Genomic DNA, 21,460 nt, shown 5'->3' with positions numbered 1-21,460 from the left:
TATACTTTTTGTACATAGGGGCACCTCCAAAGTTATGGTTTGGTCACTTTAACTTTATCAGAGGTCGCCCCTATCTGTTTAGTCCGAAATGCGTGAACGAACCCATAAAAATGAGAAGAGGCCACCGTTAGCGAACAAGTCGCTCCCGGTGGCCTCTTTCTTATAAATCTACTGAGTTATGTCCCAGCCTCTTTTTTGCTCAAATGAAAACACCGTGGGAGACCCGGACGGTGTTAAGCGTTTGAGATGCGCGGCAAGTTCGAGAGACGCTCGACGACGGCATCGATGGAGCGGACGCGAGCAAGCGCATCTTCAATCTCCATTGTTTCATAATGGTGAAGGCCGCCCGGTTGTTCGACGAACGTGTCGGCATCATGGACGAGTTGTTGGAGCGGGGTCCGTTGGATGCGGCTAGGCGGAAGGTAAGAATCCGTATGAAGCAGGATCATGACGGAAATTTCCTTGGCCCGAGCCGGGTCTTCTCCGAGCCGGATCAACAGTTTATGCGCGCGTTCCGCGCCTTTGATGGCGTGGATATCGTTTTGACGATACAAGTCATAGTTCCACTTGCCTTCGGTGTACCATTCGTAATGACCGATGTCGTGGAGCAGTGCAGCCTTCGTTGCTAGATCGGTGTCGAGTCCTCGTCGTGTCGCCAATTCGAGAGCGCGTTCACAGACGTCGACGGCATGTTTTAATCCAGATCGTGTCAAGTATTTCTGGGTGACGTGATGCTGCATGATCGTTTCTAACGTGATTCTCATTCGTGCTCTCCTCCTTGGTGATTTCAAAGATTATTTCTATTAACTATACGGGAATGGATAAGTAAATGCAAATTTGGAACGTGTGAAATCATGATTTTTTACGAGATTGTTCAACATTTTTCAATAGGATGTGCTATAATTTAACTATAGATTAGTGCAACTTTAAGATTTTCAGATACAGTAATGGTTGTTTTTTCCTTTCGTCCATGGGGGGTGAGAGACCATGAAAGAGCGTGACAAAGTACTGCAACAGAAAAAGAAACTGTTAAAAGAAGTGCTCAAGAAGAAATTGAAAGACTTGCAAGTGAAGCCAGGGAAAGAAACGGTGTCACAACCGGTTTCTCGGATTCCAGCTTCGTAGAACGGTCGATCAAGGTCGCATTCTTCTGAATGCGTCCTCTTTTCTTCCCCGGATGAGAAAGAATATCATTGAAGTTTCAGTAAATAAGAATTATTATAATTACGTGAACGAGATTTTGGGTATACAAGAAGAGTCACGAAAAAATGGACGAACATTTGATCAGGGAGGAACGAAAATGGTCACACTTTATACGTCTCCGAGCTGTACATCGTGCCGAAAAGCACGGGCTTGGCTCGAAGAGCATGATATCCCATTTACAGAACGAAACATATTCTCAGAACCACTCTCACTCAATGAGATTAAACAGATTTTACGCATGACAGAAGACGGCACAGATGAGATCATCTCAACCCGCTCAAAAGTTTTCTCGAAAATTGATGTATCGGTCGACGCACTTTCGCTTCAGCAGTTGTACGATTTGATTCAAGAATATCCGGGCCTCCTTCGCCGTCCGATTTTGATTGATGAAAAACGCCTTCAAGTCGGATATAACGAAGATGAGATTCGTCGGTTCTTGCCTCGTAAAGTTCGTACGTTCCAACTTCAAGAAGCGCAACGACTCGTCAACGAGTGAGGAAGCATACTGTCCAAGCAGTGTGCTTTTTATTATCTCGTTTTTCCGATAAAATAGTGATGCACACCCCATCATCAATAGATTGACAGGTGAAAAAAAGGGTACTATGATAACAAGACAATTTCCCCTCTCCTCCTTAAGAAGTAGGAGTGAGGTCAGAAGGGAGTGGACAATCGTGAAAATTGAGCGCATCAATGACAATACCGTCAAGTTTTTCATCACTTATGTCGATATCGAGAAACGCGGATTCGCCCGGGATGAAATTTGGTACAACCGAGAACGTGGTGAGCAGCTGTTCTGGCAGATGATGGACGAAGCGCACGAACGGGAAGATATCTCGTTCGATGGTCCACTATGGATACAAGTACAAGCGTTTGAAAAAGGGCTTGAAGTGACTGTCACGATCGCCAAAAATGTGATCGACACAGAAGACGACGCAGAACTCGGCTCGCTCTTGCGCAACGCGATCGACGAAGCGCGTGATCAACAGTCTGTCCTTGACCAGTTGAGTGAACTCGATGAAGTCGAAACTGAACCGGAGGCGTGGGCTCCGTTAGCCATGGATACGGATGACTTTGAGGCCATTATCGCTCTGAGCAAACGGGCCGGTGATACGTTGGATAACGTCACCCTCAAGTTATTCCATTATGAAAACCGTTACTACTTGTGGATTGACTTCCCGGACGAGATGGAGCCGGAAGAAGAAGAGAACGTCCTCAGTCTTTTAGCCGAATATTTGTCGTTCAGTACGCAAACCCTCGCTATGCTCGAGGAGTACGGTAAACCAATTCTCGACGGCGACGTGTTCTCGAAAGTACGCCACTATTTTTAAACTCGAATCGCCTGTTCAAACGGACAGGCGACTTTTTTACTAATTGATACATATGAAGAGGTGACTTGATGTTCAAGCGTTTACAATTGATGTTGTCAGACAGTACGTGGTTCGTCCCGTTTTTGTATGGGACAGGCGGTATCGTATTAACGTTTCTGACGCAATACTTCGGTAGCTTTTTCCGCGAACTGTTGCCAAAAATCATTTATTTGGATCAGGATTCAGCCGCTTCCGTCCTTTCGTCGTCGTTCACGAGTCTCATGACGATGATGACGTTCAGTTTCTCGACGATTTTAGTCGTGCTGACGACGTATTCATCTCAATTTTCGCCCCGTACAATCAATAACTTTTTAACGAACTCGGCTTCGAAACATACGCTCGGTATTTTCATCATGACTACTGTATACGGGATCACGAATTTATTTCTCATTCGGACATCGGAAGAGGACGCCGTCCTCGCCTCAGGTGTCAGCGTCGTATTAGTCGTCAGTTCGATCTGGGCGTTCGTCAAGTTCATTCAGACGATTAGCGTCTCGATTCAAGCTGAACGCCTGTTATCGTCCTTACATCGAGAAGCATTATCCGTCATCGTAAAACAGAAGCAAGCGGTCGAAGACGGAAAGGTGAGCATCGTGCTGAAACGATCGGTCCATACGTTCGAAACAGGGCAAGCGGTGTACGCCTCGCGGACCGGCTATGTTCAATTGTTCTCGAGCGAGAAACAAGAAGATCACGACATCAGTTTCGAATCGGTCGTCGCGGTCGGCGACTTTGTGGCGGAAGGAGATATTCTCGGATATTGGCTAGGGGATGACGCTCTCGACAAAGATGTGTTTCAAATCGGCGAGGTCCGTTCATCGATCCAAGACCCGGCGTTCGTCATTGAAAAATTGAGTGAGATCGCCCTTAAAGGAGTATCACCGGGGATTAACGACCCGAACACGGCGATTCATGCGATTCACTATATCGGGGATATCTTACGGGAATTGAGCGAACTTCCGGAAGGGGATTTCGTCTTCTCAAACGGTAAGAGTGATTGGCACATCAAACGGAAAGCGATGGAAGCGACGTTATTCGAGGCGCTCGCGCCGATCAAAACGTACGCGAGCCATGACATTTTCGTGATGGCGTCGATTTTCGAGGCGATCCGGATCGGACGCCTGCGCGCTCATCCAACGCATCACGACACGTTTGAAGAATTCGTCGATTACATTGAAGACGTGCTCGCATGGGATGATTTGCATCCGCGCGAAAAGGCGTTCTTGACGACCCAGATGATGCAAGCGAGGAAAATCAAGGCATAATATATAGCTGTTCGCACAAAAGCGAAAGGGGCCGTCTAATTCGTAGACGACCCCTTTTCGCGTTCAAGACAGGCTGTAACCACCATCGATGGTGATGGCTTGGCCGTTAATATAGCTCGACGCATCACTTAGCAAGAACGTGACGACCGGTGCGACTTCTTCCGGTGAAGCGGCGTTCCCGCGGAAATGGTGGCTCATCGCGTCTTTGAATTTTGCCTCGCCGCCGTACAGCTTATGGCTGAGCGGCGTATCGACTGGTCCGAAGCAGACGGCGTTGAAACGAATCTTTCCTTTCATCCGGTGGGCGAACGTCTTCGTCAAGGCGATGACGGCCGCTTTCGAAGCGGCGTATGGACCAAGCATCGGCGGGAATTTGACGTGTCCGACGATCGCTGCGTTGTTGACCACGCTAGAACCGGTCGCGAGGAGCGGGATTGCGCGTTGAATGAGGCGGTTTGTCGCCAACACGTTCAGTTCGAACACTTCGTCAAAAGCAGAGGCTGGCAACCGTTCAGGCGTACCGGGGCGACCGAACGTCGCGGCGTTATTGAATAATCCGTGCAGGACGACTTGATCGGCTGCGAGGCGGTCCATGAGTGCCTCGACCTCGTCAGCTTGAGATAAATCACATTTCAGGAACGTGATGGTGTTATCCGATTCGAGTTCTAGTGCCGCACCTCTCGTCTCATCACGTCCGACGCCTAAGACGTCGTGTCCTTCTTCTGCCAACCGTAAGGAGACCGCACGACCGATGCCGCTCGTCGCCCCCGTTACTAGAAAAGTTCCCATATTTTCTCCACTCCCTCAAAAAGATATCGTTCCGATGTATAATTAATAATAATACATGACAGAAACGGGGTCAGTTTATAATATGTTGCGACGCATACAAGTACTATTATCCCTTCTTTTGCTCGCAGGGCTCATTGCCGTATTATCTTATTACTGGAGCTCGCAAGTGATTGGGCTGTTCTCGATCCTCGTCTTTCTGACGACGTTTAGCATCCTGCTCGTCATCTTGCTCGAGAACCGTAATCCGCAACGAACGCTCATCTGGGCAATCGTCATGCTCGGATTTCCGGTCGTCGGTTTATTCGCATACTTCGTCTTCGGTCAAAACTATCGGCGGAGACGCATGTTCAATGAGAAGGCGATGTTGGATGAAGAAACGTATCTCGCTTATCGGCAAAAAGCGATGACACTCTCGCCATCGCTCGTGTTTCCGCACGATGATTACGAGAAGTTGCTCCACTTAACGTCTTCATTGAATCAATTACCCGTCTCGTCGAATACGTATACACAAATCCTCACAAACGGAAAAGAAAAGTTTTCGAAACTATTGCCAGCCTTGAACGGGGCGACGCGTCACATTCACCTCGAGTACTACATTTTCCGGGAAGATCGTATTTCTCGGGAAATTCAACGGATTTTGATCGAAAAAGCGCGGTCTGGGGTCGAGGTCCGGTTTTTGTATGATGCGGTCGGGTCGATTCATACGAGCAGTTCTTTTTTCGAAGAGATGCGACAAGCTGGTGTCCACGTGCAGGCGTTCTTTCCCGTCGTCTTACCGCTCGTCTCGAGTAAAACGAATTATCGGAACCACCGGAAGATTGTCGTCATCGACGGGACAGAAGCGTTCACGGGCGGTTTGAACGTCGGGGACGAGTATTTAGGAGAGCATACGAAGTTCGGATTTTGGCGTGACACGCATCTATACGTCAGAGGGGAAGGGGTATCGGAACTGCAGCTGATTTTCCTGCAAGACTGGTACTATATGACGGGTGAGCGCTTGTTCACACCGTTCTACCTAGAGCCGCTCGAGACGGTGCGGAGCGCGAGCGGCGGTGTTCAAATCGTCGCCAGCGGACCGGACGAGCCGTACGAGACGATGAAGTCGATTTATTTCGCGCTCATCAACGCCGCAAAAAAATCGGTATACATCTCGTCACCGTACTTAATTCCTGACGAGGATATTATGAGTGCGTTGAAGACGGCTTCTTTGTCGGGGATCGATGTCCGCATCGTCTTACCGAGCTTCCCGGACCATAAAATCGTCTTCTATGCGAGCCGATCTTATTATGAGGATTTGCTCAGCGCTGGCGTTAAGATTTATTTGTACGAGGAAGGATTCATGCACTCGAAAGTCATCGTCATCGATGACGGTCTAGCGACGATCGGGACGGCGAACATGGACTTCCGTAGTTTTCATCTCAATTTTGAAGTGAACGCACTGCTGTACAACACGAACTCGGTTCATCAGCTCAAGCAAGACATCTACAAAGATTTTGAAGGGTCTCACGAGTTGGAGTTGGGCGCGTTCGCAGAACGATCTTATTTCATCAAACTCGTTGAATCTTTGGCACGAATGTTTTCACCATTATTATGAGGGGGAAGCGGGATGCGGTTCGCAATCGATCAGACAGGGGAGTACGTGGATGCCCATACGTTGAGTCGGAGGCAAATCGAACCGGCTGCCCCTTTTTCATGTCCGCAGTGCGGAGAACGGGTCATTGTAAAACGAGGAGCGAAACGGAGGCTCCATTTTTCTCACGTTCAAACGTGTGGGAGCGGAGAGTCGGCTGGTCACCGAACCGATAAATGGGGCGTCAGACAATGGCTGCAGGCGGGCGGATATGATGTCGAGCAAGAAGTGGACCTTAACGGGAGACGGGCTGACTTAATCGCGACAAAAGCCGGGGCGTCGTTCGTCGTCGAAATACAGTCCTCACCGCTAGCAGTCGATTCTTACGTAGAACGGACGAGACACTATGAGCGAAACGGTCTTGCCGTCATCTGGATCGCGAGCGGATTACGTCTTGAACCGGTGCCGTCCTTCTCACCGTGGATGAGGTGTGAGATCGCGCGGCGGTGTACGCTGATCGTTCCGGTCAAGAACGCGTTGTACCGGTTCGTCGGGTGTCCGATCTCGCTCAGACGGGCACAAGGCACGTGGGTGCCGGCGACATCTTTTGACGTCTCGCCGTTTGAGCCGTTTTATCGATTTGATGCGCACCGATGGATTCAACTTGTGCGGCGTAAGCGTATGACGCCGCCTTATCCGACGCCGCTCTTCAGACGGCTGATCTTGAATCGTCTCTATCCGCTCGGCATGTTACCGTCGCTATTGCCGACGGTCTGTTATTTGCCGCTCCCGGCGCTGTGGGGTGTTCATGTTCATCCGTTCGAATTTCAAACGGTCTTGTATTTAAATCGACGGGAAGCTCCTGAGGATTCGCTCGCTTGGAGCATCGAGAAGACATGCCGCCAGTTCAACGCGACCCCGACAAGCGACTTTGTTTCTTCGTTTCAGTTACAATGGAGACAACTCTTGAACGTATTCGGCTTGTCAGAGTATGTCATCGACTGGCAAGTCCCGGTCACGCTCGAAGCAGCACTTCGTGACGATATTCGTTTGTTTCAAGGGTTTCAGCGATTCATGGCGAAATCGTATATAAACTGAGAAAAGGAAGTGGACATATGTCAGAAGTACTAACACGACAACAAGTACCCGTCGAGGAGACGTGGAACTTAGAAACCATCTATGCAGACGACAAAGCGTGGGAGCAAGACTTTGAGACACTCAAAGCCCGAATCCCTGAACTCGTTGAATTCAAAGGGAAACTCGGGGAATCGGCCGAGACACTTTACGCGGCGCTGCAGCTCCGTGACGAGATCTCGCGTCAACTGCATAAGCTGTATACATACGCCCATATGCGCTATGACGAAGATACGGCCAACAGCCATTATCAGGCGCTGAACGACCGTGCCGGGTCACTCGCCGCTCAAATTTCGGCTCAACTCGCCTTCATGACACCAGAACTGCTCGCCATCGATGAAAGTGAGATCACGGCGTTCATGGACGGCCACGAAGGGTTGACCGTCTACCGTCATGCGTTCGATGAGTTGGCGCAAGAGCGGCCCCACGTCTTGACGGAAGCGGAAGAAGCGATCCTCGCCCAAGCCGGCGACGTGCTCGGACAATCGAGCTCGACGTTCGGCATGCTCAACAACGCCGATTTGAAATTTCCTAAAGTGAAGAATGAGCAAGGAGAAGAAGTCGAACTGACACACGGACGTTACATTACGTTTTTAGAGTCGGCAGACCGCAGCGTGCGTGAGACGGCTTTCAAAGCGATGTATGGGACGTACAAACAATACTTGAACACGTTCGCGTCAACTCTGTCTGGAAGCGTGAAGAAGGACAACTTTTATGCGACGGTTCGCAAGTTTGAGAGCGCGCGTCAATCGGCACTCCACAACAACTCGATTCCTGAATCGGTATACGATGGACTCGTTGAAGCGGTGAATGAACGGCTCGATCTGTTGCACCGTTATGTCGCGCTTCGTAAACGAGCGCTCGGTGTAGACGAAGTGCATATGTATGACCTATACACGCCACTCGTCAAAGACGTCGAGATGAAAGTGCCTTATGAAGAAGCGAAAGAGCTCATGGTCCAAGGTCTGGCTCCACTCGGGGACGAGTACGTCCAAATCGTCAAAGACGGTCTCGATTCACGTTGGGTCGACGTCCGAGAGACACGCGGCAAACGTAGCGGTGCCTATTCGTCTGGCGCGTACGACACGCAACCGTTCATCTTGATGAACTGGCAAGACAACGTGAACAACTTGTTCACGCTTGCCCACGAGTTCGGTCATTCGGTACACAGTCACTACACGCGTGCCACGCAACCGTACCCGTATGGGGACTATTCGATTTTCGTGGCAGAAGTCGCCTCGACGACGAATGAGGCGCTCTTGAACGACTATTTGTTGAAGACACGGACGGACAAAGCCGAGCGCCTTTACTTGCTCAACAATCAACTCGAGACGTTCCGGGGGACGCTGTTCCGTCAGACGATGTTCGCTGAGTTCGAACATAAGATCCATCAAGCGGCCCAAGATGGCATCTCGCTCACACCAGAATACTTGAACGAGACGTATCTTGAGTTGAACAAGCGTTACTTCGGCGACGACATCGTCATCGACGAAGAGATCGCGTTCGAGTGGGCCCGTATCCCGCACTTCTACTACAACTACTATGTATATCAGTATGCGACAGGAATTTCGGCGTCAGCGGCGTTGTCGCAACAAATCATGGACGAAGGCGAGCCTGCCGTTAAACGTTATATCGATAAGTTCTTAAAAGCCGGATCGAGTGATTACCCGATCGAGGTGTTGAAGGCAGCCGGTGTCGACATGACGACGAAAGCACCTGTGTTAGCAGCGCTCGATCAGTTTGAATCCGTCCTCGATGAAATGGAATCACTCCTGTTTTCGTAAGCGTGCACGTGCGTGAACATTATGTGACAATATGAACAAAGTGCTTGTCAACAGGCGAGCCTATGGTTATATTATAAGTGTGAAATCAATCACAAACCCCTTTATTGACCGTAAACTTTCTCCCGTCTTGACACCTTCCCCGGGTGTTAAGATCGGCGTCTCTTGTCCCCGCTTGAGACGTCAAAAACCCACGGCTCCCCGGCCGTGGGTTTCTTTTTGTATCCGTTTATTTTTGTGTGGCCCATGCTTGACCGCTGCAGCCGGGGACAGGGCGGCAACGTTGCTGGAGCGACAGTTTTTTCAGTTCCCGTTCGATGATCGGCTTGTCGAGCTCTAAGATGAACGCGAGCTCAGTGATTGTCGAGGCGTCGTAGTGACGTAACACTTTTTCAACGTTCCAACCGGTTTGCCGATTCGGTACGTATCCGAGCAGTTCACTCATAACGGCTTGGTACACGTCGTAAGGATAGACGCCTTCGATTTTGAGCGCCTCGTCACGGGTGACGAACGTCATGGCAGGAAGTGATTCGATTTCCCAGTCTTTTAATATTTGATGGTCGACAGCGAGGGCGCTCAAGAGTTGATCCGACTGCATATCTGCCGCCAACTCATCGATATCGAGCCCGTATCCGGCGTAAGAGCGCGCAATCTCCCACAGGTCGGCATCGTTAGAAGCGTCCTTCGTAAAGGCGTCGTTAATATGAAGGTGACGCAAAAAACGCATCGCATGGCGTTTTCCTTGTAATTCCATAGCCTTGATCATCGTGAGAAGGCGAACCTCTTCCTGACATCCGCCAACACAACTAGGAACTGTCGAGACCATCCGAAAACGAATCAAGTGTCCGTATTCGAGCTCGAGTTTTTTAATGAGTGTCATCACGTGGAAACCGTCGGGATCAGAGATGTCCATGAAATAGAATAACTCTAATGGCTTATATGTTACTTGGATAGAAGATTCTTCCAGTGAACAGGATGACTCATTACATTGTTCAAGTTCCATTGTGTCGCCTCCTCTCGTAAACAAAATCAACTATATCGTATGCTCATTGTAGCAACGAAAAAAAAAGGTTGGCAACGTATCTGCTCAACCTTCACTCCGTCTCATCTTTTCTTCCATGAATCGGACGATTTTATTTTTGGCCGGACGTAACGGGATACTGTGGCTCGAGAGCAGCTGTTCAAACGCGATTCGGCCTGCCGTTTCGTCCGTCACTTCGAATTCTATTTCGTAATCACAAATCTCCAAATAATGACTTTCATCGAGCACGAGCAGACCGTCTGCCGTCTCGATTTCAGCACGCTTCGTCTCGAGCCGGCCCAAATGCTCGAGCGGTCCGGTCAAATTGAACGTGGCGAGGGCTTGTTTCATCTGTTCGTCGTGGACGATGCCGTACTTGAACAAATTTTCCGCCGCTTCTTCATTGATCGGTGCATGCGTCTCGAGCAGTCCGACATCGTGCGGTTGTTTGAGCGTCAAAACTTGACCGGTCTTCTTCTCACGGATGCGCAAGGCCGCGCCTTGGTTGCGCAGTTCAAACGTGGGTGTATCGAAATAATCGTTGGCTTGCCATTTGACTTGGTCGGATAACTGATACGATTCGAGCAACGTCTCATACTCATCTTTCGTCAGCATCGATTTAAACTCAATTTCCACTTCTTGGGTCATTCGTCATCGCTCCATTCTATGAACAATTGTTGGTTTATGATACCATACAATCGGATACATACGGAAAAATGCAAGGTTTTCCGAAACGAACGAAAGTGGTGACAGCATATGCAATCAGTGGACTGGGATCAATTTTTAGTGCCGTATCAAATTGCGGTCGATGAACTGAAAGTGAAGTTTAAAGCGATCCGTAAGCAATACAACTCGCAAAATGACCATTCTCCAATCGAGTTTGTTACCGGCAGGGTCAAGCCGGTCGGAAGCATCCTCGAGAAAGCGAAACGAAAACAGATCGCCTATGATCACTTGTCGACCGAGATGCAAGACATCGCCGGGCTTCGAATCATGTGTCAATTTGTGGATGATATCGTGCAGGTCCTCGAGCTGTTGCACCACCGGACCGACTTTAAAATCGTAGAGGAACGGAACTACATCACGAATCAAAAAAAATCGGGTTATCGATCGTATCACATCATCATCGAATACCCGGTCCAGACGATCCACGGGGAATTCCCGACGCTCGTCGAAGTCCAAGTCCGGACGCTCGCGATGAACTTTTGGGCGACAATCGAGCACTCGTTGAACTATAAATACGATGGCGACATGCCGCAAGAAGTCCAAGAACGGCTGCGCCGGGCCGCGGAGGCGGCGTTTTTGCTCGATGCTGAGATGAGTCAGCTCCGCGTCGAGATTCAAGATGCGCAGCAAGTGTTTCGTGATAAAGAAATGAACGTCCAAACGGACCAAGACTAGGGGGGTGAGTGTATGCAGTTTGCGATTGTGTCAAGGGGAGATGCGCGTTCCGCGGAAATCGCGCGTGAGTTGACAGACAAGTTGACCGAGGCGGGACATTCCGTCTCGGAACAACCTCGGATCGTCGTTTCGGTCGGTGGGGACGGGACGATGCTACAGGCGTTCCATGAATATGTCGACCGGCTAGACGACACGCTTCTCGTCGGCATCCATACGGGCCATCTCGGTTTTTACGCGGACTGGCAGCCGGACGAGCTCGATGAATTGACAGAGATGATCACGAGCGAGTCGTTCGAACCGGTATCTTATCCGCTCGTCGAAGTGTTGATCGACTATGAGGACGGGACGACGGAGCGGCAGTTGGCGATGAACGAGTGTACGATTAAAAATTACAAGCGTACGCTCGTGTGTGACTTGTCGATCCGTGACGATTACTTTGAAACGTTCCGCGGAGACGGGCTTTGCATCTCGACACCGTCCGGCTCGACCGCCTATAATAAAGCGCTCGGCGGTGCGATCGTCCATCCATCGATCGAGGCGATCCAAGTGACCGAGATGGCGTCGATCAATAATCTCGTCTACCGGACGATCGGCTCACCACTGTTGTTGCCGAAGCACCACCAAGTCAAAATCAAACCGCACACGAAAACGGAGTTTGAGCTCGCGTTCGACCATCAGGAAGCACTGTCGTGGTCGAACGTCCAGTCGATCCGTTGCGCGGTCGCGAGAGAAAAAGTGACGTTCGCCCGGTTCCGCCCGTTCCCATTTTGGCGTCGGGTGCGCGAATCGTTCATCGAGGAAGGGAAGTAACATATGTACGGTTTTACATTACGTCGTGTCGCGGAGACGAACGTCCCGCTGCGCGATTTTTTGATGGGGGATTGTGGCATCTCACGCAAGATGTTGACGCAAGTCAAACACGGTGGCCTCATCTTAGTGAACGGGGAGCCGCGGACTGTTCGCTTTGATGTGTCGAGCGGCGATGAAGTGACGGTTCATTTTCCGCTTGAGCAGCCAGCGGAAACGATGGTCCGTTCGCGGCGTCCGCTCACGGTCATCTACGAGGACGACTATTTGCTCGCCGTCGATAAGCCGGCAGGCATCGCGACGATCCCGTCTCGGCTTCATCCTGACGACACGCTTGCGAACGCTGTGCTCGGTTACTATGAACGAATTGGATTGCACTCGGCGATTCATGTGATCAATCGGCTCGACCGGGATACGTCTGGTGTCGTCTTGTTCGCTAAATATGCGTACGTGCACCATCGCTTCAGCGAACTTCAAAAGCGAGGTGGTTTGTCCCGGACGTATATCGCCCTCGTCGAAGGATTGGTCGAACGACAGACGATTGATGCGCCGATTGGTCGGGCCGAACACTCGATCATGGAACGCGTCGTCACAGACGACGGGCAACGAGCCGTCACACACGTCCGTCACGTCGAGTCGCAAGGTGACTATGCGGCGTTGACGATTCAACTCGAGACCGGACGGACCCATCAGATACGCGTCCACATGCGCCACATCGGTCATCCGTTACTCGGGGATACCATGTATGGCGGACGTCCCGTGCTCGCCCGTCACGCGCTTCACAGCTCGTCTGCCGCGTTCGATCATCCGTTGACAGGGAAGAGTATTGTAATCGAAGCGGCTTACCCCGACGACTTTCAACTTGAACACGAGTGAACAAAACATAGCCCCGCGCTCAAATGAGTGCGGGGCTGTTTTCAATCGTCGTCAAACATATACGTTTTTGATTTTGAGGCGACGTTCATGACGAGCCCGATGGCAATCATGTTCATGATGATCCCGGTACCCCCGTAACTGATGAATGGCAAGGTTAGGCCGGTGATCGGGAGGACACCGATTGTCATTCCGATATTTTGGAAGATCTGGAACGTGAACATGGCGATGACGGCGGTCACGATGTAACTTCCGAACGGACTGCTCGCTTCGAGCGCGATATGAATCATCCGGTACAAGAACAAGAAGAAGACGATAATCACGATTGCTGCACCGATAAAACCATAATGCTCAGCGATGACGGCGAAAATAAAATCGGTCTGCGACTCTGGTAGATAGACTAAACCTTGACCATAGCCAGTTCCGAACATTTGACCAGAACCGATGGCTTGAAGCGATTTGATCAACTGGAACGCTAAATCGTCAGAGTACTCATATGGGTAAATCCATGCTTGGAAACGATTCAAGGCGTGGCCCGGAACGAAGCTTTGAAGCACCTCGAAATGCGAGAAAAACAAGTACATGAACCCACCGATTGTCACGGCGGCAGCGCTAAATAGGCCGAGCAACCATTTCCAACCGATCCCTGACACGATGATGATGGCACCGAGCATCGTGATTAAAACAAGCCCGGTCCCTAAGTCTGGTTGCGTGACAATCAGCCCAAGAGGTGGGATGGCGAGTAATACTAGTTTCATTAACAGCCACGCATCCTGTTGAGACGAACCGTAACGTTTATTGTGGTCGTAGACGATTGTGGCCATGGAAATAAGTAAAAACAACTTCATAAATTCAGCTGGTTGAAAACTAAAACCAGGCACATTGTACCATCCATACGCCCCATTAATATTTGGAACGAGTGTGGTATCCCGGAGCGGAATTAAGCCAACTAAAAGCAATAAACCAAAGGAATAGAGATACCAATGAATTTTTCGCAACTGCTCGTATTCGATTGTCATGATGGCAAACATGGCAACGAATCCGATGATGTAACGGATTCCTTGATCGAAGGCGAAGTTAATATGTTGTAAACGAGTTGGCAACATCGGTTGTGCCGTGTAGATGGCACCAAGGCTGATGACCATCAAGAAAAAGACGATTGTCAGAAGTGTCGTGTCTAAACTTTTTAAATAAGATTGAATGTGGTTCATGATGAAGTCGTCTCACCCTTTCTATACGTAGTTTATCTTACCGTAACTATAAAAAATCGCAATACGTTACGAGGCGGTTGACAAAACAGACACCATTCTGTAATCTGATAACAGATGTTATAACCAGGTACTAAAAAGGGGAGTTCACAATGTCAATTTATCCAACGTTAACGAACAAGACGTACGTCGTCATGGGGATTGCCAATAAACGCTCGATCGCTTGGGCGATCGCGAAAACGCTCGACGCGGCAGGAGCGAAGCTCGTGCTCACTTATGCGTCTGAACGTTTCAAGTCAGGTCTCGAATCACTCGCTGCTGAATTGAGCCAAGAAGCACTGTTGCTTGAGTGTGATGTCACGAACGATGAAGCGATCGACACGACGTTCCGTTCGATCCATGAGCAAGTCGGTCTGATTCAGGGGATTGCGCATTCAATCGCTTTCGCGGATAAAGAAGCGTTGCGCGGTGAATTCTCGGAGATGACGCGCGGTCAGTTCGCACAAGCGCTCGATATTTCGGCGTACAGTTTGACGGCGGTCGTCAAGGCGGCAAAACCTTACTTCGCAGAGAACGCTTCGGTCATCACGCTCACGTATCTCGGAGGGGAACGGGTCGTGCCGAACTATAACTTGATGGGTGTCGCTAAGGCCGCGCTCGATTCGAGCGTCAAATATTTGGCGAACGAATACGGCCCGCAAGGCGTGCAAGTCAACGCGATTTCGGCTGGACCGATTCGGACGTTGTCGGCGAAAGGTGTCGGCGACTTTAACAGCATCTTGTCTGAGCTCGAGCAAAAGGCACCACTGCGCCGGAACGTCTCGGCCGAAGAAGTCGCCTCGACCGGTCTGTTCTTGTTATCGGGTATGGGGAGTGGCATCACGGGAGAAGTCATCCACGTCGACAGCGGCTACCATATTTTATAAGTTTGGGAAAGGGCGCGTAAATGCGCTCTTTTTGTATTATAGCGTAACCGTTTGGGGTAAGGACTTGTGAGGGAGGGAAGATCATGGGTCCTTATCAGATTGATTTTACGGTCGTCCAATATGGGAATCGCCAGGTCCAACCGACAGAACGGGCGAACATCGAACCGGTCACTCGCATCCAGCGGGTCCAACGGATTATTCCGCGTCAAGAAGAATGGTTAGAAGCTGAACAAGAAAAAAGCCCCGGTCGTTTCGTCGACCGGAGCGTATAATATTAACCTCGGAACCGGAACGTCTCATAGACGTTCCATGTTTCGTTTTCGAGCTCATACATGACGGCCATACGGTTGATTGTCTCTTCAAAATGGACTTGTTCCATCCGCATCCGTTCGAGCACATCGAACAGCTCGGCGTCGGTCAAATCTTGTCCGATCGTGATATGCGGGAGGAACTCGTACTTCGGAGGCTGATCGAGTGCACCTTCGTGTAAGCGAGTTTGTAGCGCTTCGAGTTCGCGCGTCGGTAACACTTTTAAGTAAAGGACGTTGTTCGTCGGCGCGAACGAGCGGGCACCGTCGATCTTCAACTGAATCGGCTTCGTCGTTTCAGCGATTTGTTGTAAATACTCGAGCACTTTTGGTAACTCGGCTTCGTCGACTTCGGTACGTTCTTTGATCGTCACGTGTGGCGAAATCAAAGCGTACTTCGTATCGTACCGTTTTCGATACGAGTTGGCGAAGTCTTGAACTTGTTTTGATGGAAATAAGACTACCCCAATCTTCATTCCAGTTCCCCCTTTATGAATGGTCTACTAGTTTATGATGACCGATTTATCGAATGAAGTCAAAGTGGGCTTAGTGTTTTTTTTCAAGTTTTCAGTATAATAGAGAATGAGTACTTCGAGACATGCTTTTCTCGAGATGAAGGGATGTGACGCGGGTAATTGCCCGCAACAATTATGAAACAAGTACCACACTCACGAGACGTAACAGAGGCTGCACGGGCCCGTTTGATTGAACGGGGCGTATCGATCGAATCGATCGCAGAGATCGTTTACCAAATGCAGGCGCCCTATTCACCACACTTATCATTAAAAGACTGCATCGAGTCGGTTGAGGCCGTCCTTGAGAAACGCGAACTCCAACACGCGATTCTCGTCGGTTCAGAGCTCGATATGTTAGCCGAAAAAGGGCAGTTGTCAGAACCGCTCCTTTCAATCGTCGCTTCAGATGAAGGTTTATTCGGCGTCGATGAGACGATCGCGATCGGGGCCGTCAACACGTACGGATCGATTGCCGTCACGACGTTCGGTTACTTAGATAAAGCGAAGATCGGGATCATCAAGCAGCTCGATACGAAGATGGACGACGGTCAAGTTCATACGTTCATGGACGACCTTGTCGGTGCGATCGCGGCTAACGCATCGGGCCGTCTCGCGCACCGGTTGCGCGACATGAACGATTTCGGTGAAGACGAGATGCGTGGACGCAAAGGATTATATTGATGCATCGCGCAAAAGCAATGACAATCGCCGGGACGCTTGGCTTCGCCATCGTCTCGGTGATTGTCATTTTAGGTGGGGCGGTTTCGCTCGACGGGTTCGTCTATCGGACTGTCGCGCCGTTGTCTGGCCCGCTGTTTGTCTATGTGACGGAACTCGGCAGCGTGAAGGTGTTGATCGCCCTTGCCTTTGTCGGCATGCTTTATTGGTTATGGCGCGGGGACAAACTTGAAGCGTTCCGGTTACCGCTCGTCGTCATCGGGACGTTAGTTGTGACTCAACTATTGAAGCGAGTGTACGGGATCGACCGGCCGCTCATCGATGCCGCTCTCGATGCGACGACGTATAGTTTTCCGAGCGGGCACGCCTCGGGTTCGCTCGCCTTGTACGGTTTGCTCGCTTTTAGTTTATACCGGCGAAAGTACTCGCCCGTTTGGGTCGCGGTGCTCGTCGCGCTACTCGTAGCCGTCTCGTTCAGTCGGGTCATTTTAAACGTTCACTATTTCAGTGACGTCATGGGCGGATGGCTCGTCGCGTTCACGGTGATTGCCGGATCAGAATGGATTATAGGGAGGAAGAATCGTTGATACTCGTGTCTGAAGTTGAAAGTTGGTTGTTTATGGGAAGGGATCAAGCGGACGCGGCGAGTTCGCCGACGATATTGGTCGAAAAAGATGCGACTGGCGCGAAGTCATTTGCGTCGATGCGGACGTTGTTTCAATTGAAGAAATGGACGGGACAACGCCGTTTCGTTCCGCTCCTATCATGTGATGAAACGGGCTATCGCGCCTATGAGGTGTTTCATGTCGACGCGAAGCCACCGTTCGCGCTGCTCGAGCACGGACGTGTTCTGTTGAAAGATAATGAGATGGACGCGGCCTATGCAGCGGCTCTTGCGAACGAGGGAACAATGTCTGCGGATGAAGTGATCACGTTTGCTTCCGACTACATCGAAGCAGCACTCGGTGAACCGGTCGTGCTCGCAATCAATCGAGAGATTCCGTCGCATGCACACGTGCCGATGGAACTGTTCGTACCGGGCGACGCGATTCAAACGGGTGAGTACTTATTTGCCTGGGCGAACGAAGCACAGAAGGAAAGGAATGAAGCAAAATGAACGAGTGGGAACAAAAGGTCAAAGCGTTACTCGACGGCTCAATCGATGAGTTGCTCGTACCGAAAGACGACTTTTTGACAGTACGGTCACTGTTGATCGAGAAAGAGTGGTTGTTCCAAGTCGTGGGCGCCGCCAAACATGGGGGCGTCACCATCTATCGGAGAAATGAACAAAGCGCGCCCTCCTCATGAGGACGCGCTTTTATTAAGCGTTTGAAGCCAATTTGATTTTTTGTCGTTTTAATTTGTGGAGTAGCCATGCATATAGCACTTCACAAGAATGGTGAGGAAGGGTCAGTTCCACGAGTGGGCGCGACTGACCGAATATAGTGAAGCGCGAATGGTCCTCGTCGAGCATCGAGACTTGAATATCGGTCGCTTCTTGAAGCGAAATCCGCTGCTCGCCGGCAATTGCGTCTTTTAATTTCAGCATGTTTCCATTCGTCGCAAACTTGGTGAACGAAGAGATTCCCTGTACTTTCAGTTGTTCCATTTCGTAGATCTATCCATCGACAGATGAATAGATTTTCACCTCGCTTTCTCTATATTGCCTTCCGTCCCTCCAGAAGGTTATTCCTAGTATACCGTCCTGTCGTTAAAAGAAAAGACTTAATTTAACGAAAAATTAAGACAATTTGTTATCAATTTTTAAAAATAACGATAAAGTCGTTAGACAAAGCGATTTGGAACGAAATAAAGACGAGCGCAATAGCAAAAAAGAGCCTGAATTGTACAGGCTCTTTTGACTTTCATACACGTATGAACTTAAAATCGTTCGATTTCCCATGTTCGGCGGCGATAGGTCAATTGCCCTTTTAAGGCGATCGATTCTTTTTTGGCGTCAAAGTCTTCTTCAAGCACAGACATGTCCTCGTATCGTCCGGCGACGTAAAACGAGATGGCGACTTGTCGATTGAACAGACTGCGTTTCGTGTGGTCGAAATCGATAATCAGCCCTTGTGGGGATAAAGCCACGATTTCATCGATGACAGGCAGCGGGATCGGGACGAAGCTGATATTACGGATGTCACGATCGAGTTTACTTTGAAGCACGCTTTGCAGGAACTGATTGATCGTCGACCAGTCTTTTATGTAGAGGCTACTGTGACGATCGTTCGACTCGTTGAAATAAGCGATCTCATTTTGAATCGAGTTGAGGAACGGCGCTTTCAGCCCTCGTTCCATGTGGCTCAAAAACAATATTTCCGCAATCTCATGGTCTGATAATGACTCGAGTAAATTATAGTCGGGAAAATCGATGGCGGTGAAACTCGTCTGGTTATTCAAATATTTCGTCGAGAACGTTGAGAGTTCGTGTGCCTCGATATAGCGAAACCTCGTCCGGGATGATTGTCTCATCCCTTTAATGTCTGTTCGACAGATGATCATCGGTCGGGCGAGTGATAACGCTTCGACGACATCCGTCAGTGTCACCCCATGAAGGGTAAAACGTTGTAGTTCCCGGTCTTGTTTAATGTAGAACAACTGTTTTGACATATTAATCCCCTCAGTTCGAAGTCACTACAATTTGATTTTAGCAAATCCGTCCCGAGTGTGCCATGTTGGAGCGGTCGAGATGATTGAGATGATGGTTTTTGAGGAAAACTAGGTATAATTAGAGAAAAGGTAGAAGAAAGGCGGGTTCAGCATGTGGGGGTTGAAGAAGAGTTTTCCAGAGCTCGCTACAGATCGCTTTATCCTGAGAGAACTCGAGCCTAGGGACGCACGGGCACTCTACGTGATTCTCTCGACCGAGGAAGTCATGCGCTATTACGGATCGGATCCGTTGCTTGCCGTATATGAGGCGAAGAACGTCATCGCCTATTTTAAAGATCAATTCCAACAAGGGAAAGCGATTCGATGGGCGATTTGTGACCGTGTGACCGATGAACTCGTCGGGACGATCGGCTTTCATAACTGGACGCCTCAATACTTCAGGGCTGAAATCGGATTTGAAGTCGCGCCTAGTTATTGGCGCAGAGGTGTCGCCTTTGAAGCGGCGACAGCCGTCATCGGGTATGGGTTCGACGAGTTCAAGTTTCACCGGATCTCGGCGCTCGTCGCGCCAGAGAACGATGGGTCAAATCGGTTGGTGCGAAAGCTCGGCTTCACCGAGGAAGGCTTGCTACACGACTACGCTTACAGTCACGGCCGTTTTATGGACTTGACGATGTACCGTCTACTAAAAGACGAATGGTCACAGAGAGGGAGATGACGATGAGACAAGTTGTATTGCTTCACGGCCTATGTGGGTCACCGGATTATTTTGACGAGCTCGTCCCGATGCTTGAAGCGGATGTGTACGCGTTGACGCTTCCGGGACATGATGACACCGAATCGGGTCCCGAGACGATCGATCAATTCGCGGATTGGGTGATCAAAGAGATTCGTTTGCGCGAGCTCGATCGTCCGGTCGTACTGGGACATTCGTTCGGCGGATACATCACGACGAACCTTGTTCGACGCTATCCGGATGAATTATCGGGCTTCGGGTTGATTCATTCGACGGCCGGCGCGGATTCGGATCAAGCGAAGGCGAAACGAAACGCCGCGATTGAGAAAGTGATCGAAGAAGGTGTCCATCCGTTCATCGACGAGATGATCCCAGGCGTGTTCGCCCCGGATTCTGATCAGACACTCATCGAACGTGCGAAACGAATCGGCTTCAAGATGTCGAAAGAAGGAATCATTTCAGCTCAAGAAGCGATTCGGGACCGGAATGACGAGACAGGAACGGTGCGCGAGACGAACCTGCCCGGATTGTTTATTTACGGCTCGAAAGACCCGAACATGGACGCGGAACGAGCTTTCATAGGGGCGGAGCGTCATACAAAACAGACGGTGCAAGCCAGTCATATGGGGATGATGGAGGCGCCTGAAACCGAAGCGCAACTCATTAACGCTTGGCTCGACGCGGAAGTGCGCTCGGTGCATAAGTTCAAGCTGATCGCCGTATCAGGAAGTTTGCGTAAAGCATCGTTCAATACGGCGCTACTTCATTCGATCATCGAACTCGGTCGTGATCGGTTTGACGTGGAGGTCGCATCCATCGAATTGCCGCTCTATAATGACGACTTGATCGACCCGGATGAACCGGACGTCGTTGTCGCGTTCAAGCAAGTGGTTAGAGAAGCGGACGGTCTGCTCGTTGTTACCCCCGAATACAATCACAGCATACCCGGCGTCTTAAAGAATGCGATCGACTGGCTATCACTCGAACCGGGAACGCCGCTTCGTGATAAACCGGTCTTGATTGCTGGTGCCTCGCCAGGCATGCTCGGGACGGTAAGATGCCAAGTCCACCTCCGACAAGTATTTGCCACAAATCGGGCAAACGTTTTACCAGGAAACGAAATCTTTATCACGCATTGCAAAGAGAAGATTGGTGCTAAAGGACTTGAACATGAACCGTCAATCCAACAAATTGATAGAGTGTTATCTGAGTATTATAATTGGATTGATTTTTGGAAGCGTAACGCAAAAAAATAACTTGAAGTC

At 50.1% G+C, this 21,460-nt stretch carries 26 protein-coding genes; 18 read left to right on the top strand and 8 right to left on the bottom strand.

The genetic code is table 11. The annotated features are described in order from the left end of the window. Positions 1-233 precede the first annotated feature (233 nt). Positions 234-764 carry an HD domain-containing protein gene (locus tag EVJ30_RS01410; protein ID WP_131457292.1) on the bottom strand — a complete coding sequence of 177 codons (531 nt, stop codon included), beginning with the start codon at positions 762-764 and terminating at the stop codon, positions 234-236. 223 nt (positions 765-987) lie between these two features. Between EVJ30_RS01410 and EVJ30_RS15255 the strand changes: the two genes are divergently transcribed. The 4 genes from EVJ30_RS15255 to EVJ30_RS01395 all read left to right on the top strand — a co-directional run bounded on the left by EVJ30_RS15255 (position 988) and on the right by EVJ30_RS01395 (position 3,835). After that, positions 988-1,125 (top strand): hypothetical protein, encoded by a 138-nt coding sequence (locus tag EVJ30_RS15255; RefSeq protein ID WP_167331259.1) that lies wholly within the window; start codon positions 988-990, stop codon positions 1,123-1,125. Between the two features lie 175 nt (positions 1,126-1,300). After that, positions 1,301-1,699 (top strand): transcriptional regulator SpxA, encoded by a 399-nt coding sequence (spxA, locus tag EVJ30_RS01405; protein WP_015881217.1) that lies wholly within the window; start codon positions 1,301-1,303, stop codon positions 1,697-1,699. A gap of 175 nt (positions 1,700-1,874) precedes the next feature. Continuing rightward, positions 1,875-2,531: an adaptor protein MecA gene (gene mecA, locus EVJ30_RS01400; RefSeq protein WP_131457290.1), complete on the top strand. Its 657-nt coding sequence runs from the start codon at positions 1,875-1,877 to the stop codon at positions 2,529-2,531. 68 nt (positions 2,532-2,599) lie between these two features. Continuing rightward, on the top strand, positions 2,600-3,835 hold the full coding sequence (locus tag EVJ30_RS01395; protein ID WP_131457288.1) for a DUF2254 domain-containing protein: 1,236 nt from the start codon (positions 2,600-2,602) through the stop codon (positions 3,833-3,835). Between the two features lie 63 nt (positions 3,836-3,898). Here EVJ30_RS01395 and EVJ30_RS01390 read toward each other — a convergent pair whose 3' ends face one another. Then, positions 3,899-4,624, bottom strand: coding sequence for an SDR family NAD(P)-dependent oxidoreductase (locus EVJ30_RS01390; RefSeq protein ID WP_131457286.1), 726 nt, complete (start codon positions 4,622-4,624; stop codon positions 3,899-3,901). A gap of 82 nt (positions 4,625-4,706) precedes the next feature. Here EVJ30_RS01390 and cls point away from each other — a divergent pair, with 82 nt between their 5' ends. From cls to pepF, 3 genes are read left to right on the top strand one after another with little or no spacing between them, the layout of a single operon-like run. After that, complete coding sequence (cls, locus tag EVJ30_RS01385; protein ID WP_131457283.1) at positions 4,707-6,218, top strand: cardiolipin synthase; 1,512 nt, start codon at positions 4,707-4,709, stop codon at positions 6,216-6,218. A gap of 12 nt (positions 6,219-6,230) precedes the next feature. Beyond that, a complete protein-coding gene (locus EVJ30_RS01380) occupies positions 6,231-7,292 on the top strand; it encodes a competence protein CoiA (protein WP_131457281.1) in 1,062 nt (353 codons plus the stop codon). Between the two features lie 17 nt (positions 7,293-7,309). Further along, complete coding sequence (gene pepF, locus EVJ30_RS01375) at positions 7,310-9,112, top strand: oligoendopeptidase F (protein ID WP_131457279.1); 1,803 nt, start codon at positions 7,310-7,312, stop codon at positions 9,110-9,112. 226 nt (positions 9,113-9,338) lie between these two features. On the opposite strand, the gene EVJ30_RS01370 is transcribed toward pepF, so the two are convergent. After that, on the bottom strand, positions 9,339-9,863 hold the full coding sequence (locus EVJ30_RS01370; RefSeq protein ID WP_236633983.1) for a DsbA family protein: 525 nt from the start codon (positions 9,861-9,863) through the stop codon (positions 9,339-9,341). A gap of 333 nt (positions 9,864-10,196) precedes the next feature. Continuing rightward, positions 10,197-10,778 (bottom strand): CYTH domain-containing protein, encoded by a 582-nt coding sequence (locus tag EVJ30_RS01365; RefSeq protein ID WP_201738389.1) that lies wholly within the window; start codon positions 10,776-10,778, stop codon positions 10,197-10,199. Positions 10,779-10,886: 108 nt separating this feature from the next. Between EVJ30_RS01365 and yjbM the strand changes: the two genes are divergently transcribed. From yjbM to EVJ30_RS01350, 3 genes are read left to right on the top strand one after another with little or no spacing between them, the layout of a single operon-like run. Further along, positions 10,887-11,531, top strand: coding sequence for a GTP diphosphokinase (gene yjbM / locus EVJ30_RS01360; RefSeq protein ID WP_131457277.1), 645 nt, complete (start codon positions 10,887-10,889; stop codon positions 11,529-11,531). Between the two features lie 12 nt (positions 11,532-11,543). Continuing rightward, entirely contained in the window at positions 11,544-12,341 is a 798-nt protein-coding gene (locus EVJ30_RS01355) for an NAD kinase (RefSeq protein WP_070327624.1), read from the top strand. Between the two features lie 3 nt (positions 12,342-12,344). Then, positions 12,345-13,214 (top strand): RluA family pseudouridine synthase, encoded by an 870-nt coding sequence (locus EVJ30_RS01350; RefSeq protein ID WP_131457275.1) that lies wholly within the window; start codon positions 12,345-12,347, stop codon positions 13,212-13,214. Positions 13,215-13,255: 41 nt separating this feature from the next. Here the strand turns inward: EVJ30_RS01350 and EVJ30_RS01345 are convergent, their stop codons facing one another. Further along, the gene (locus tag EVJ30_RS01345; protein WP_070327622.1) at positions 13,256-14,422 is read right to left on the bottom strand and encodes an FtsW/RodA/SpoVE family cell cycle protein; all 1,167 of its coding nucleotides are present in this window, start codon (positions 14,420-14,422) and stop codon (positions 13,256-13,258) included. 149 nt (positions 14,423-14,571) lie between these two features. On the opposite strand from EVJ30_RS01345, the gene fabI reads away from it, so the two are divergent. After that, positions 14,572-15,345 (top strand): enoyl-ACP reductase FabI, encoded by a 774-nt coding sequence (gene fabI / locus EVJ30_RS01340; protein WP_071399503.1) that lies wholly within the window; start codon positions 14,572-14,574, stop codon positions 15,343-15,345. 83 nt (positions 15,346-15,428) lie between these two features. Continuing rightward, positions 15,429-15,617: a hypothetical protein gene (locus EVJ30_RS01335; RefSeq protein ID WP_016510315.1), complete on the top strand. Its 189-nt coding sequence runs from the start codon at positions 15,429-15,431 to the stop codon at positions 15,615-15,617. Positions 15,618-15,619: 2 nt separating this feature from the next. Here EVJ30_RS01335 and EVJ30_RS01330 read toward each other — a convergent pair whose 3' ends face one another. After that, positions 15,620-16,129, bottom strand: a complete 510-nt coding sequence (locus EVJ30_RS01330; RefSeq protein WP_071399504.1) for a YjcG family protein — start codon at positions 16,127-16,129, stop codon at positions 15,620-15,622. Positions 16,130-16,303: 174 nt separating this feature from the next. On the opposite strand from EVJ30_RS01330, the gene EVJ30_RS01325 reads away from it, so the two are divergent. The 4 genes from EVJ30_RS01325 to EVJ30_RS01310 are packed head-to-tail and all read left to right on the top strand — an operon-like array spanning position 16,304 to position 18,154. After that, positions 16,304-16,849, top strand: coding sequence for a phosphatidylglycerophosphatase A family protein (locus EVJ30_RS01325; protein ID WP_131457381.1), 546 nt, complete (start codon positions 16,304-16,306; stop codon positions 16,847-16,849). Continuing rightward, on the top strand, positions 16,849-17,433 hold the full coding sequence (locus EVJ30_RS01320; RefSeq protein WP_131467804.1) for a phosphatase PAP2 family protein: 585 nt from the start codon (positions 16,849-16,851) through the stop codon (positions 17,431-17,433). Before EVJ30_RS01325 ends, EVJ30_RS01320 begins: the two co-directional genes overlap by 1 nt. A 5-nt stretch (positions 17,434-17,438) precedes the next feature. After that, a complete protein-coding gene (locus EVJ30_RS01315; RefSeq protein WP_161568810.1) occupies positions 17,439-17,963 on the top strand; it encodes a hypothetical protein in 525 nt (174 codons plus the stop codon). Beyond that, on the top strand, positions 17,960-18,154 hold the full coding sequence (locus EVJ30_RS01310) for a hypothetical protein (RefSeq protein ID WP_131457269.1): 195 nt from the start codon (positions 17,960-17,962) through the stop codon (positions 18,152-18,154). Before EVJ30_RS01315 ends, EVJ30_RS01310 begins: the two co-directional genes overlap by 4 nt. A gap of 13 nt (positions 18,155-18,167) precedes the next feature. On the opposite strand, the gene EVJ30_RS01305 is transcribed toward EVJ30_RS01310, so the two are convergent. Both EVJ30_RS01305 and EVJ30_RS01300 read right to left on the bottom strand, forming a co-directional pair. Next, positions 18,168-18,455, bottom strand: a complete 288-nt coding sequence (locus EVJ30_RS01305) for a hypothetical protein (protein WP_070327615.1) — start codon at positions 18,453-18,455, stop codon at positions 18,168-18,170. Positions 18,456-18,727: 272 nt separating this feature from the next. Beyond that, on the bottom strand, positions 18,728-19,459 hold the full coding sequence (locus tag EVJ30_RS01300; protein WP_070327614.1) for a hypothetical protein: 732 nt from the start codon (positions 19,457-19,459) through the stop codon (positions 18,728-18,730). 151 nt (positions 19,460-19,610) lie between these two features. Here EVJ30_RS01300 and EVJ30_RS01295 point away from each other — a divergent pair, with 151 nt between their 5' ends. After that, positions 19,611-20,177 carry a GNAT family N-acetyltransferase gene (locus tag EVJ30_RS01295; RefSeq protein WP_131457267.1) on the top strand — a complete coding sequence of 189 codons (567 nt, stop codon included), beginning with the start codon at positions 19,611-19,613 and terminating at the stop codon, positions 20,175-20,177. A 2-nt stretch (positions 20,178-20,179) separates the two neighbouring features. Then, positions 20,180-21,451, top strand: coding sequence for an alpha/beta fold hydrolase (locus EVJ30_RS01290; protein WP_161566943.1), 1,272 nt, complete (start codon positions 20,180-20,182; stop codon positions 21,449-21,451). Positions 21,452-21,460: the final 9 nt, after the last annotated feature.

Source organism: Exiguobacterium sp. SH5S13 (assembly GCF_004337085.1).
GTDB lineage: Bacteria > Bacillota > Bacilli > Exiguobacteriales > Exiguobacteriaceae > Exiguobacterium > Exiguobacterium aurantiacum_A.
The sequence above is the reverse complement of the archived record's forward strand: the minus strand, read 5'-3'. Positions and strand labels throughout refer to the sequence as shown.

Coding starts and splice junctions, on each gene's coding strand:
- pepF (WP_131457279.1), top strand. CDS start 7,310: ATGTCAGAAGTACTAACACGACAACAAGTACCCGTCGAGGAGACGTGG.
- EVJ30_RS01300 (WP_070327614.1), bottom strand. CDS start 19,459: ATGTCAAAACAGTTGTTCTACATTAAACAAGACCGGGAACTACAACGT.
- EVJ30_RS01290 (WP_161566943.1), top strand. CDS start 20,180: ATGAGACAAGTTGTATTGCTTCACGGCCTATGTGGGTCACCGGATTAT.
- EVJ30_RS01380 (WP_131457281.1), top strand. CDS start 6,231: ATGCGGTTCGCAATCGATCAGACAGGGGAGTACGTGGATGCCCATACG.
- cls (WP_131457283.1), top strand. CDS start 4,707: ATGTTGCGACGCATACAAGTACTATTATCCCTTCTTTTGCTCGCAGGG.
- EVJ30_RS01295 (WP_131457267.1), top strand. CDS start 19,611: ATGTGGGGGTTGAAGAAGAGTTTTCCAGAGCTCGCTACAGATCGCTTT.
- yjbM (WP_131457277.1), top strand. CDS start 10,887: ATGCAATCAGTGGACTGGGATCAATTTTTAGTGCCGTATCAAATTGCG.
- EVJ30_RS01320 (WP_131467804.1), top strand. CDS start 16,849: ATGCATCGCGCAAAAGCAATGACAATCGCCGGGACGCTTGGCTTCGCC.
- EVJ30_RS01345 (WP_070327622.1), bottom strand. CDS start 14,422: ATGAACCACATTCAATCTTATTTAAAAAGTTTAGACACGACACTTCTG.
- EVJ30_RS01410 (WP_131457292.1), bottom strand. CDS start 764: ATGAGAATCACGTTAGAAACGATCATGCAGCATCACGTCACCCAGAAA.
- EVJ30_RS01335 (WP_016510315.1), top strand. CDS start 15,429: ATGGGTCCTTATCAGATTGATTTTACGGTCGTCCAATATGGGAATCGC.
- EVJ30_RS01350 (WP_131457275.1), top strand. CDS start 12,345: ATGTACGGTTTTACATTACGTCGTGTCGCGGAGACGAACGTCCCGCTG.
- EVJ30_RS01390 (WP_131457286.1), bottom strand. CDS start 4,624: ATGGGAACTTTTCTAGTAACGGGGGCGACGAGCGGCATCGGTCGTGCG.
- spxA (WP_015881217.1), top strand. CDS start 1,301: ATGGTCACACTTTATACGTCTCCGAGCTGTACATCGTGCCGAAAAGCA.
- EVJ30_RS01370 (WP_236633983.1), bottom strand. CDS start 9,863: ATGGAATTACAAGGAAAACGCCATGCGATGCGTTTTTTGCGTCACCTT.
- EVJ30_RS01365 (WP_201738389.1), bottom strand. CDS start 10,778: ATGACCCAAGAAGTGGAAATTGAGTTTAAATCGATGCTGACGAAAGAT.
- EVJ30_RS01310 (WP_131457269.1), top strand. CDS start 17,960: ATGAACGAGTGGGAACAAAAGGTCAAAGCGTTACTCGACGGCTCAATC.
- EVJ30_RS01330 (WP_071399504.1), bottom strand. CDS start 16,129: ATGAAGATTGGGGTAGTCTTATTTCCATCAAAACAAGTTCAAGACTTC.
- EVJ30_RS15255 (WP_167331259.1), top strand. CDS start 988: ATGAAAGAGCGTGACAAAGTACTGCAACAGAAAAAGAAACTGTTAAAA.
- fabI (WP_071399503.1), top strand. CDS start 14,572: ATGTCAATTTATCCAACGTTAACGAACAAGACGTACGTCGTCATGGGG.
- EVJ30_RS01355 (WP_070327624.1), top strand. CDS start 11,544: ATGCAGTTTGCGATTGTGTCAAGGGGAGATGCGCGTTCCGCGGAAATC.
- EVJ30_RS01305 (WP_070327615.1), bottom strand. CDS start 18,455: ATGGAACAACTGAAAGTACAGGGAATCTCTTCGTTCACCAAGTTTGCG.
- EVJ30_RS01395 (WP_131457288.1), top strand. CDS start 2,600: ATGTTCAAGCGTTTACAATTGATGTTGTCAGACAGTACGTGGTTCGTC.
- EVJ30_RS01325 (WP_131457381.1), top strand. CDS start 16,304: ATGAAACAAGTACCACACTCACGAGACGTAACAGAGGCTGCACGGGCC.